The organism is Microbacterium sp. NPDC087868, from assembly GCF_044900755.1.
Classification (GTDB): Bacteria; Actinomycetota; Actinomycetes; order Actinomycetales; family Microbacteriaceae; genus Microbacterium; species Microbacterium galbinum.
In genome coordinates this window covers 171192-181354 of the sequence record NZ_JBJDNO010000002.1, presented here as the reverse complement: position 1 = coordinate 181354, position 10163 = coordinate 171192, and the positions used below count along the sequence as shown (strand labels likewise).

The 10163-nt window shown below is 69.3% G+C and carries 11 protein-coding genes; 4 read left to right on the top strand and 7 right to left on the bottom strand.

From position 1 onward, the window contains the following. Window positions 1-100: 100 nt before the first annotated feature. Entirely contained in the window at window positions 101-463 is a 363-nt protein-coding gene (locus ACI2JZ_RS06355; RefSeq protein ID WP_247633354.1) for a helix-turn-helix domain-containing protein, read from the bottom strand. A 70-nt stretch (window positions 464-533) separates the two neighbouring features. Here ACI2JZ_RS06355 and ACI2JZ_RS06350 point away from each other — a divergent pair, with 70 nt between their 5' ends. Then, window positions 534-1577 (top strand): zinc-binding alcohol dehydrogenase family protein, encoded by a 1044-nt coding sequence (locus ACI2JZ_RS06350; RefSeq protein ID WP_404596915.1) that lies wholly within the window; start codon window positions 534-536, stop codon window positions 1575-1577. Between the two features lie 4 nt (window positions 1578-1581). Here the strand turns inward: ACI2JZ_RS06350 and ACI2JZ_RS06345 are convergent, their stop codons facing one another. Together ACI2JZ_RS06345 and ACI2JZ_RS06340 are read right to left on the bottom strand one after the other, a co-directional pair. Continuing rightward, window positions 1582-2274, bottom strand: coding sequence for an aspartate/glutamate racemase family protein (locus ACI2JZ_RS06345; protein WP_404596914.1), 693 nt, complete (start codon window positions 2272-2274; stop codon window positions 1582-1584). A 131-nt stretch (window positions 2275-2405) separates the two neighbouring features. After that, window positions 2406-2855, bottom strand: a complete 450-nt coding sequence (locus tag ACI2JZ_RS06340) for a MarR family winged helix-turn-helix transcriptional regulator (protein WP_247957317.1) — start codon at window positions 2853-2855, stop codon at window positions 2406-2408. Window positions 2856-2969: 114 nt separating this feature from the next. Here ACI2JZ_RS06340 and ACI2JZ_RS06335 point away from each other — a divergent pair, with 114 nt between their 5' ends. Continuing rightward, on the top strand, window positions 2970-4169 hold the full coding sequence (locus tag ACI2JZ_RS06335; RefSeq protein WP_404596913.1) for an MFS transporter: 1200 nt from the start codon (window positions 2970-2972) through the stop codon (window positions 4167-4169). Between the two features lie 94 nt (window positions 4170-4263). Here the strand turns inward: ACI2JZ_RS06335 and ACI2JZ_RS06330 are convergent, their stop codons facing one another. Continuing rightward, window positions 4264-5082 carry a shikimate 5-dehydrogenase gene (locus tag ACI2JZ_RS06330; RefSeq protein WP_404596912.1) on the bottom strand — a complete coding sequence of 273 codons (819 nt, stop codon included), beginning with the start codon at window positions 5080-5082 and terminating at the stop codon, window positions 4264-4266. Window positions 5083-5728: 646 nt separating this feature from the next. Here ACI2JZ_RS06330 and ACI2JZ_RS06325 point away from each other — a divergent pair. Next, window positions 5729-5935 (top strand): cold-shock protein, encoded by a 207-nt coding sequence (locus ACI2JZ_RS06325; RefSeq protein WP_247623963.1) that lies wholly within the window; start codon window positions 5729-5731, stop codon window positions 5933-5935. 209 nt (window positions 5936-6144) lie between these two features. Here the strand turns inward: ACI2JZ_RS06325 and ACI2JZ_RS06320 are convergent, their stop codons facing one another. The 3 genes from ACI2JZ_RS06320 to ACI2JZ_RS06310 all read right to left on the bottom strand — a co-directional run bounded on the left by ACI2JZ_RS06320 (window position 6145) and on the right by ACI2JZ_RS06310 (window position 8971). Further along, on the bottom strand, window positions 6145-6813 hold the full coding sequence (locus ACI2JZ_RS06320; protein ID WP_247633349.1) for an HAD hydrolase-like protein: 669 nt from the start codon (window positions 6811-6813) through the stop codon (window positions 6145-6147). Between the two features lie 70 nt (window positions 6814-6883). Beyond that, window positions 6884-7579, bottom strand: coding sequence for an endonuclease NucS (gene nucS / locus ACI2JZ_RS06315; RefSeq protein WP_247623961.1), 696 nt, complete (start codon window positions 7577-7579; stop codon window positions 6884-6886). Between the two features lie 165 nt (window positions 7580-7744). Then, window positions 7745-8971 carry an MFS transporter gene (locus tag ACI2JZ_RS06310; protein ID WP_404596911.1) on the bottom strand — a complete coding sequence of 409 codons (1227 nt, stop codon included), beginning with the start codon at window positions 8969-8971 and terminating at the stop codon, window positions 7745-7747. Window positions 8972-9031: 60 nt separating this feature from the next. On the opposite strand from ACI2JZ_RS06310, the gene ACI2JZ_RS06305 reads away from it, so the two are divergent. Further along, window positions 9032-10096: a LacI family DNA-binding transcriptional regulator gene (locus ACI2JZ_RS06305; RefSeq protein WP_404596910.1), complete on the top strand. Its 1065-nt coding sequence runs from the start codon at window positions 9032-9034 to the stop codon at window positions 10094-10096. The last annotated feature ends 67 nt before the right edge of the window (window positions 10097-10163 follow it).

Sequence of the window (10163 nt, the reverse complement as noted above, 5' to 3'; positions counted from 1 at the left end):
TTACCTATAGGATCTTCGAAATCACCCTGGTCGTGGGGGAATCCCGAAGGCGTTGCACAATTCACCGAGAGTTCGGATTGCGGGCGCGGTGTGCGCGGCCTCAGACCGCGGGAAAGCGTTCGATGTTCGACTCGACCCAGTCGCGGAGTCCGCGCAGAGGGCGAGCTGCATCGATGCCGAGCTCGGTCAGTGAGTACTCGACCCGCACCGGCACCTCGGCGAAGACCTCGCGCGTGAGCAGGCCTCGGTCCTCGAGGCGGCGGAGCGTGGCGGTGAGGACCTTCGGGCTGATGCCCATGAGCCGCTTCTTGAGTTCACCGAACCGCAGTGCGCCGTCTTCGAGGGCTCCGATCGCGAGCGCGCTCCACTTGTCGGCGAGCAGGTCCAGAACGCCGCGGCACGGGCATTGGGCGTCGTAGACGTCATGCGGGGTGCCGAGCGCGCAGGTGTCGAGCGTGGTCATCCCGCAATGGTAACCGAAAGATACTAGAGACCCTTGCGGGTAACTGGGGTGGACTGGATATGGTCGAGCCATGGCAGAACAGACGTCCCCCACGACACCCGCAGAACTCCCCGCGACCATGCTCGCGATCGACGCGCCCGGCGGTGCGGCATCCGATCCGGGTTCGATGGTCGACGTGGAGATCCCCACTCCCGTTCCCCACGGACACGACCTGCTCGTCGCGGTCGACGCCGTCTCGGTCAACCCGGTCGACGTCAAGAATCGCGGCCGGGCGAAGAAGGGGGATGCCCCGCGTGTGCTCGGCTTCGACGCCGTCGGCCGCGTCGTCGCCGTCGGCGAGGGCGCTCGTCGCTTCGCCGTGGGTGACCGCGTCTTCTACGCCGGTCAGGTCGACCGTGCAGGATCGGACGCGCAGTTCCAACTCGTGAACGAGAACATCGTCGGCGCGGCACCGGAGTCGCTGACGGATGCCGAGGCCGCCGCTGTGCCGCTCACGGCGATCACCGCCTGGGAAGCGTTGTTCGATCGGCTCCGCCTCGACGCCGACAGCGAGGGCACCCTGCTCGTGATCGGTGCCGCGGGCGGGGTCGGGTCGCTGATCATCCAGTTCGCCCGGGCGCTGACGCGACTCACGGTGATCGCCGTGGCCTCCCGTCCGGAGTCGGAAGAATGGGTGACGCGGATGGGCGCCGACCACGTCGTCGGGCGCGACTTCGCCGACGCCGTCCGCGAGATCGCACCGGGGGGCGTCGACTACGTCTTCACTTCGTTCACCCCGGGCAACATCGACGCCATCGCCGCGGTCATCCGCCCCCGCGGCGAAGTCGTGTCGATCGACGAGACCGGTGGCAGCATCGACGCGCTCAAGGGCAAGAGCGTCACGTGGCACTGGGAGCTCATGTTCACCCGGCCCATCCACGAGCCCGACGACGACTACCAGCACGAACTGCTCACGCGTGTTGGCGGTCTCCTCGACGCCGGGGAGGTGAGCACGACGCTCACGACCACTCTCTCACCGCTCGATGCGGCGACCCTTCGCGAGGCGCATGCGCTCGTCGAGACCTCGCGCACGATCGGGAAGGTCGTCGTGACCGGTCCGTGGGGCGCGGAGTAAGCGGCTACTCGGGCAGCGCCGCCGCGATCGCCGCATCCACGTGCAGCGAGGTCGTCGGGAACACGGGCACCGGCACGTCGCCGGCCGACAGCAGCAGCTCGATCTCGGTGCAGCCGAGGACGATGCCCTCCGCGCCGCGCGCGATCAGCCGGTCGACGACCTCGACGTACGCCCGTCGCGACTCGTCGCGCACGACGCCGTGTACGAGCTCGTCGTAGATCACGGCGTGCACGGTGTGGCGGTCGTCGGCATCCGGAACGAGGGTGCGGATGCCGTGCGCCGCGAGCTTCTCGGCGTAGAACGGCTTCTCCATCGTGAAGGCGGTGCCGAGCAGGCCGACGGTGGCGAGCCCCGCGCCCGACACCGCGGCGCCGGCGGCGTCGGCGATGTGCAGGAAGGGGATGCCGACGGCATCCGTGATCCGGTCGGCGACGAGGTGCATGGTGTTGGTCGCGAGTACGAGGATCTCGGCACCTGCGGCCTCGAGCGCGCGGGCGCGATCGGCGAGGAGTGCGCCCGCGGACTCCCAGTCGTCCTGCGCCTGCAACGCCTCGATCTCGGCGAAGTCGAGCGAGTCGAGCAGGATGCGGGCCGAGTGGTAGCCGCCGAGTCGTGCGGCGACCCGCTCGTTCGCGAGCCGGTACCACTCGAGGGAGGACTCCCAGCTCATGCCGCCGAGAACGCCGATCGTCTTCATCCGATCAGGCTATCCGCGCCCTTCGTCTCGTCGCTGCGCGCTTCGCTCAGGTACCGGGGTCCTTCTCTCCGTTTCCTGAGCGCCCTTCGTCTCGCTTCGCTCGCTCAGGAACCGGGTGCGAGACGAAGGAGCTACGCCAGCGCGGAACTCCCCTGCAGCGCGTGCACGACGGGGGCGAGCTCGGGCTGATCCATGGCGTCGCCGAGCGTGCGCTCGAGGGTCTCGTCGTGGATCGGGTGCGCCTGGTCGTACAGCGCACGCCCGGCGGCGGTGAGCTCGGTGTAGATGCCGCGGCGATCGTCGGCGCAGAGGATGCGGGTCAGCAGCCCGCGATCTTCGAGGCGGGTCACGAGGCGGGTGGTGGCGCTGGGGCTGAGGGCGGTCGCGCGCGCGAGCTGCTGCATCCGCATGTGCCAGCCGTCCTGACGGCTGAGCGCGTCGAGCACGGTGTACTCGACGACCGACAGGCCCACGGATGCTCCGAGTGCGCGTTCGAGCTCGGTCTCGATGATCCCGTGCAGGGCGGCGAGTGTGCGCCAGCCTCGTGCGCGGATCTCGACGGCGTCGTCCGAGATGCCCATGGTGACCTCCGAAAGTCGTTGCTTGCGCAAACTACTTGCGCGTGCAATCATTGTGTTCCGGACGCAATATCCCGCGTCTGCAACTACCTTATCAGAGCACCACGGAGCACCACCATGCCACTCGGACTCATCGCACTCGCCCTCGGCGCCTTCGGGATCGGACTCACCGAGTTCGTGATCATGGGCCTGCTGCCCGAGGTCGCCGCCGACTTCGCCGTGAGCGAGGCCACCGCCGGCTGGCTCATCTCCGGCTACGCGCTGAGCGTCGCGGTCGGAGCGCTCGTCGTCACCGCCGCCACGGTGCGGCTGCCGCGCAAGGCCGTGCTCATCGGGCTGCTCGTGCTGTTCATCGCCGGCAACGCCCTCACCGCGATGGCTCCCGACTACACCGGCGCCATGATCGGACGCATCGTCGCGGCGCTGTGCCACGGGGCCTTCTTCGGCATCGGCTCGGTCGTCGCCTCCGAGCTCGTCGCCCCCGACAAGAAGGCCGGTGCGATCTCGATCATGTTCACGGGCCTCACCGCGGCGAACGTGCTGGGCGTGCCGTTCGGAACCTTCATCGGCCAGCAGTTCGGCTGGCGTGCGACGTTCTGGGTGATCACCGTCATCGGTGTCGTCGCCCTGATCGGGATCGCCGCGGTCGTCAAAGCGCCGCGCGCCGACGGTGCCGCCGTGAGCCTGCGGCAGGAGCTCTCGGCGTTCCGCTCCGGGCAGGTGTGGCTGTCGCTCGTCATCACGGTGCTCGCCTTCGGCGGCATGTTCGGCGCTTTCACCTACGTCGCCTACACGCTCACCGGAGTCTCGGGCTTCGACACCGCGGCCGTGCCGTGGCTGCTCGTGCTCTTCGGCGTCGGCCTCGTGGCCGGTAACGCGATCGGCGGATGCCTCGCCGACCGCTCGATCGACCGCACGCTGCTGATCTTCATCGCGGCGCTCGTCGTGGTGCTCGTCGCGTTCGCCTTGCTCGCCTGGTCGCAGCCGGCGACGATGGTGATCCTCGTCGCGATGGGCGGCTTCGGCTTCGGCACCGTTCCCGCGCTGCAGAGCCGCATCATGCAGTTCGCGGGTGGTGCGCCGACGCTCGCCTCGGGCGCGAACATCGGCGCGTTCAACGTCGGCAACGCGCTCGGCGCCTGGGCCGGAGGTGTGGGGATCGCCGCCGGACTCGGCTACACCTCCCCCATCTGGATCGGCGCGGCGATCACGGCATCCGCCCTGGTGATCATGGTGTTCGCGGCGCGGGCGGCCTCTGCGGCGCATCGTGCGCACGGTGTGCCCCGGGCGGAGGAGAGCGAGGTCGTCGGCGTCTGAGTGTCGGCCCTTCGTCTCGTCGCTGCGCTCCTCGCTCAGGAACCGGCGTTCGGCACCGGTCCCTGGGCGAGCGGAGCGAGACGAAGGGCGCCCGTCACTGCGCGCGCATGAACTCCTCGGCCTGGCGCACCTGCTCGGCCGACGGGCGGATTCCCGTGTACAGCACGAACTGCTCGAGCGCCTGCCGCGTCGCGACCTCGGCGCCGCTGATGACCGTCTTCCCCGCCGCGCGCCCCGCGCGCACGAGCGGCGTCTCGGCGGGCAGCGCCACGACGTCGAAGACGACGGATGCTGCGGCCACCGCCTCCTCCGAGAACGACAGCGTGTGCTCGTCGGGCCCGCCGGCCATGCCGATCGGGGTGATGTTCACGATGATGTCGGCGGTGCTGTCTCCGGCATCCGCCTGCCAGGCGAAGCCGTACAGGTCGGCGAGGGCGCGCCCTGCCCGCTCGTTGCGGGCGACGATGGTCACGTTCGCGAATCCGGCGTCGCGGAAGGCGGCGGCTGTGGCCTTGGCCATGCCGCCCGATCCCGTCAGCAGCACCGAGGCTGCGGCATCCAAGCCGTTCTCCTCGATGAGCTGGGCGATGGCCGAGTAGTCGGTGTTGTACGCGGTGAGCACGCCGTCGTCGTTCACGATCGTGTTGACCGAGTCGATCGCCGACGCCGACTCGTCCATGCGGTCGACGAGCGCGATGACGTCTTCCTTATAGGGCATCGAGATCGCGCACCCGCGGATGCCGAGGCCGCGCACGCCCGCGATCGCCTGAGCGAGATCGGTCGGCGCGAAGGCCTTGTAGATCCAGTTGAGGTCGAGGGCCTCGTAGAGGAAGTTGTGGAAGCGCGTGCCGTTGTTGCTCGGTCGAGCCGACAGCGAGATGCACAGCGTCATGTCCTTGTTCAGCATGGTCACCCGCTCAGGCTACTCAGCTTCGAGCGCCTCGCGGATTCGGGAGAGGCGGAACGCCGGAGGTGCCCCCGTGCTGTCCGCCCCGCCTCTTCCCGAAACCTGCGATCCTTGCGGATCAGTCTCCCCACCCTTGCCGCTTCCGCCACGGCCCCCGTCGTAGCGTGTTCGTGCTTCCTCCCCTATGGTGAAGATGCATGCACATGGGGATCGATCGTCTCCGTCTTTCCCCAGAAGACGGGAAGCCTTCCCCAGAGGCAAGACGATCCGTGCATGCGATTGGGCCCTCTCGAGTAGGTCAGTCCCCAATGGGCTACTCGAGGGGGCCGCTATCGACATGATTGCACTTTTTTTGAGATTTGTCCCCCAAATGGGGGACACGGATCCAAAAAGAGAGGTACAGTGGAATCTGACGCACCCTCCGGTCGTCTTCGGCCCTCATCGCTCCCCCCGCGGTGAGGGCCACACCATTTTCTGAGCGAGGGTCCGTCCTCGGGGGCGTCGGCGCACGACGCCCCCGCTACCGTGCCGCTCGTGCAACATTTGGATTACCTTCTGATTGCGGCTATTGCCCTCGGGGTCTCCTCCACTAGCGTTAGCGATGTCGGTGCATCCCTGCGTCGGCTATTTTTTCCAGCAGAACAGGCAGTACATGAGCACCCAGGGCACGGTCAAGTGGTTCAACTCGGAGAAGGGCTTCGGCTTCATCTCCCCCGACGACGGAGGCGCTGACGTCTTCGCGCACTACTCCGCAATCGATTCCTCCGGCTACCGGTCTCTCGAAGAGAACCAGCGAGTCGAGTTCGACGTGGCGCAGGGCCCCAAGGGCCTGCAGGCAGAGAACATCCGCCCCCTCTGAGCGGGCAGGAGCATCGCTCCCCGACCGGATCCGTCGCCATCGGTGACATCCGGCGGGGAGCTTTGTGCTTTTCGGGGTGATTCCGGGGCGGGCGAGCGCGTCGGTCGGCGTGCACTAACTCAGGAAGAACGGGCGATTTCCGCCGGATCCGGCCCGAATCGCGCCCGATCGGTCGAGTCTTCCTGAGTTGGGTGCGCGACCGATCGGCGTCAGGCCGAGAGCAGCAGTGCGCGCAGCTCGTCGACGGATGCTGCGCGGAACGCCGCGTCGTCACCCTCGTGCGCGTCGCTGAAGCCCCACTCGACGAAGATCACGGGAACGCCGTTGGCATTGCCGCCCTCGACGTCGTGGTGACGATCGCCGATGAGCACCGGGCGCGACACGTCGGCACCGCGCTCTTCGAGGCGGCGCAGCGCCTCGGCCACGATGTCGGTCTTCGAGGCGAGGGTCGACTCGTCGGGCGTCGCTCCGACCGTCGTGACGAAGTCGGCGCGCAGGTCGAAGTGGTCGATCAGGGCGTCGACCTGGTTCTCGGGCTTCGAACTCGCGGTCGCCTGCGGGATGCCGGCGGCGTGCACGTCGTGGATCAGGTCGGTCACCCCGGGGTAGGTGGTGACGTCGGTCGTGTAGCCGTCGGCCTTGCCGAGCGTGCGGTAGAACGACACGGCCTCGGCGGACTGCTCGGGCGTCATGCCCGCCTGGTCCTGGAACGACTGGAACATGGGCGGCCCGATCCAGTGCACGAGCTGCTCGCGCGTCGGCGCCGGGTGCCCGAAGTGGGTGAGGGCGACGTTCAGGCGGCGAAGAATACCGACCGAGGCGTCGACGATCGTGCCATCGACATCCCACAGCACGCAGGAGTAAGGGGAGGAGGCCATGCCCTCCAGCCTATGGGGCGCGGGGCGCGTGATCGCACACGGTGCACGGACGTGCAGGCGGGGGCAGAACTCAGAACAGGCGGGGGATGCCCGACTCGATGCCCTTCATGTCGTCGTAGTCGAGAACGAGGCAGCGGATGCCGCGGTCCTCGGCGAGCACGCGCGCCTGCGGCTTGATCTCCTGCGCGGCGAACACGCCCTGCACGGGGGAGAGGTGCGGGTCTCGGCCGAGGAGCTCGAGGTAGCGGGTGAGCTGCTCGACGCCGTCGATGTCGCCGCGGCGCTTGATCTCGACCGCGATGGCGGCGCCGTCGGCATCCCGCACCAGCAGGTCGACCGGACCGATCGCCGTCGGGTACTCGCGGCGCACGAGCGTCGCGCCCTCGGAGATGCGCTCGACCTGCTCGGCGAGGAGGCGCTGCAGGTCGGCTTCGACGCCGTCCTTCTGCAGACCGGGGTCGATGCCGAGTTCGTGCGAGGTGTCGTGGATGACCTCGTAGATCTGCACGCGCAGCGCATCGCCGGTCTTCTTGTGGCTGACCCGCCACACCTCGACGACGCCGGCGCTCGCCTCTTCTTCGCCGGGCTCCTCGGTGGTGAGGGTGCACGGCGGGCTCATCCAGTTCAGCGGCTTGTAGCTGCCGCCGTCGGAGTGCACGAGCAGACTCCCGTCTCCCTTGTGCACGAGCAGACGCGTGGCAAGCGGGAGATGGGCATTGAGCCGACCGGTGTAGTCGACCGAGCAGCGGGCGATGACGAGACGCACCCGACGAGCCTACTTCGTCGCGCGCGGGTTCTCGCGCGACGGGTTCGCGAGTCTGCGCACGGGTGGGGTGCGGGTGCTCACCGTCGTCGCACGGTCGACGGGATCGTCTCGCGGGTTGAGCGTCGGAGGGCGCAGCGGCAGGCGGACGCCGCGCGGCCGACGCGCCTACTTCGTCGCAGCCACCTTCTCGTCGGCGCGGAGCGGGCGGGCGGCGCCCGAGAACAGGCCGGATGCCACGATCAGGGCGACCAGGATGAACAGCGTGTTGAGCAGGCCGATGTGCTCGCTGATGAAGCCGAGCACGGGTGGGCCGCCGAGGAAGGCGACGTAGCCGATGGTCGCGGCGGCGCTGACACGGGCTGCGGCCTTGGCGGGGTCGTCGGCCGCGGCCGACATGCCGATCGGGAAGCCGAGCGAGGCGCCGATGCCCCAGAGTGCCGCGCCGACCAGCACCAGGGGCAGGTTCGGGGCGAGGATGAACAGCAGCACCCCGCTCGCCGCCGACACCGCGAGCACGCGCAGCACCGCCACCCGGCCGAAGCGGTCGACGAGGGGTCCGCCGAAGAGGCGCACCACGGTCATCCCGACCGAGAAGACGGCGAGGGCGATGGCACCGGTGCCCGTCGTGAAGCCGTGACCCTGCTCGGTGCCGAGGGCGATCCAGTCGTTCGCGCCGCCCTCGGCGAAGGCCATGCCCAGCATGACGACGCCGAGGAGGTAGGTGCGGGGCTCGCGCCACGCCTCGAGCGAGGTGTGCAGGCGCTCGCGCCAGGCGGGCTTCTCGGCGGGTTCGGGATCGAGCGCGGCCTCGCGCACGGGAACCTGCAGGAAGGTGGCGACGGCGACGAGGGCGAGCAGCATGCCCATGATGCCCGCGTGGGTCGCGACGGTGAGCTGCAGCCAGGCGGCCAGGGCGCCGATTCCCGCGCCGATCACGGTACCGAAGCTGAAGAACGCGTGGAACACCGGCAGCACCGTCTTGCCCATCTGCTGCTCGATCGCCGTGGCTTCGACGTTCATCATGACGTCGAGGCATCCGTTGCCGAATCCGAAGAGCACCATGCCGGCGAGCACGAGCGGCACCGAGCCGAACACGGTGGACCCGAAGCCGACGAGCGCGATGCCGGCCGAGAACATCAGCATCATCGTGAGCATGCCGACGCGCGCGCCGGTGCGGGCCATGACGGCGGGGCTCGTCGAGATGCCGATGATCGAGGCGATGCCCATGCCGAGCAGGATGAGTCCGACCTGCGCGTTGTCGAGGTCGAGATCGGCCTTGATGCTGGGGACGCGCGACGCCCACGTGGCGATCGACAGACCGCTGGCCATGAAGATCGCGAAGATCGCGGCACGCCAGCGGACGAACTGCGAGCGGGTGAGGGCGGCATCCATGGGCGTCATCCTATCGAATCGATTCGACGCGCGGAAAGGCGGGCGGGCTATTCTCGAAGCATGAGCAGTCAGGAGCCGCCTCGGCGCGCGACCATCGCCGACGTCGCCCGTGAGGCAGGAGTCGCGACATCGACGGCATCCGTCGTCTTCAGCGGCAAGGCCAAGGTCGCCGACGCCACCCGCGAGCGCGTGCTCGCCGCCGCCGCCGACCTCGGCTACGCGGGCCCCGACCCGAGGGCCGCTTCGCTGCGACTCGGACGCAGCGGCATCGTCGCCGTCGTCTTCGAGGGGCACCTGCGCAACGCCTTCCTCGACCCCGTCACCACCGCCATGATGGACGGTCTCGCCGACGGGCTCGCCGAGCTCAGCGCCGGCATCCTGCTCATGCGCGACGAGCCGGGCGAAGACGGCCCGGGTCTCGCCAGCGCTCCCGTCGACGCGTACGTGCTGATCGGCTGGTCGGGTCGCACGCGCGAGTCCGTCGAGGTGGTGCGCGGTCGCGGCCTGCCGGTGGTCGTGATCGAGGGCGACCCGGGCGACGGCACGATCCCCCGCATCGCACTCGACAACGCGGATGCCTCGGCCGAGGTCGCCCAGCACGTCTACGACCTCGGGCATCGCGACGTCGCCCTCATCACCCTCACGCTCGGCCACGACCGCGAACGCGGACCCGTCACGCCCGAGCGCCTCGCCGCCGCGACCGTCGGGGTGACCGTCGACCGGCTCGAGGGCATGCGTCGCGTCTTCCCCGACGCTCCGGCGATCTCGGCATCCGGCAGCTTCATCGACGAGGGCATCGTCATCGGACGGATGCTGCTCGCCGACGCCGCGACCCGACCCACCGCGGTTCTCGCGCAGAGCGACCTGCTCGCGGTCGGTGTGATCCGCGCCGCGGAGGAACTCGGCCTGCGGGTGCCGGAGGACGTCTCTGTCGCCGGGTTCGACGGCATCGCGATCGACGGGCTCGGCGGGCAGTCGCTCACCACCACCGTGCAGCCGGCCGTCGAGAAGGGGCGCGCCGCCGGCGAGCAGATCGCGCGGATGCTCGGCGGCGAGGCCGGGGAGACGCAGAACCTGACGTGCGTGTTCCGGCCGGGGACGACGACCGGGGTTCCGGCGCGCTGAGGGGCTTCATCTCGCTTCGCTCGCTCAGGAACCGGTTTGTCGCCGGTCCCTGCGCGAGCAGCGCAGT

What these genes read in the sequence shown, in the direction of transcription:
- ACI2JZ_RS06355 (WP_247633354.1), bottom strand. Translation starts at nt 463, where the DNA reads ATGACCACGCTCGACACCTGCGCGCTCGGCACCCCGCATGACGTCTAC.
- ACI2JZ_RS06350 (WP_404596915.1), top strand. Translation starts at nt 534, where the DNA reads ATGGCAGAACAGACGTCCCCCACGACACCCGCAGAACTCCCCGCGACC.
- ACI2JZ_RS06345 (WP_404596914.1), bottom strand. Translation starts at nt 2,274, where the DNA reads ATGAAGACGATCGGCGTTCTCGGCGGCATGAGCTGGGAGTCCTCCCTC.
- ACI2JZ_RS06340 (WP_247957317.1), bottom strand. Translation starts at nt 2,855, where the DNA reads ATGGGCATCTCGGACGACGCCGTCGAGATCCGCGCACGAGGCTGGCGC.
- ACI2JZ_RS06335 (WP_404596913.1), top strand. Translation starts at nt 2,970, where the DNA reads ATGCCACTCGGACTCATCGCACTCGCCCTCGGCGCCTTCGGGATCGGA.
- ACI2JZ_RS06325 (WP_247623963.1), top strand. Translation starts at nt 5,729, where the DNA reads ATGAGCACCCAGGGCACGGTCAAGTGGTTCAACTCGGAGAAGGGCTTC.
- ACI2JZ_RS06320 (WP_247633349.1), bottom strand. Translation starts at nt 6,813, where the DNA reads ATGGCCTCCTCCCCTTACTCCTGCGTGCTGTGGGATGTCGATGGCACG.
- ACI2JZ_RS06310 (WP_404596911.1), bottom strand. Translation starts at nt 8,971, where the DNA reads ATGGATGCCGCCCTCACCCGCTCGCAGTTCGTCCGCTGGCGTGCCGCG.
- ACI2JZ_RS06305 (WP_404596910.1), top strand. Translation starts at nt 9,032, where the DNA reads ATGAGCAGTCAGGAGCCGCCTCGGCGCGCGACCATCGCCGACGTCGCC.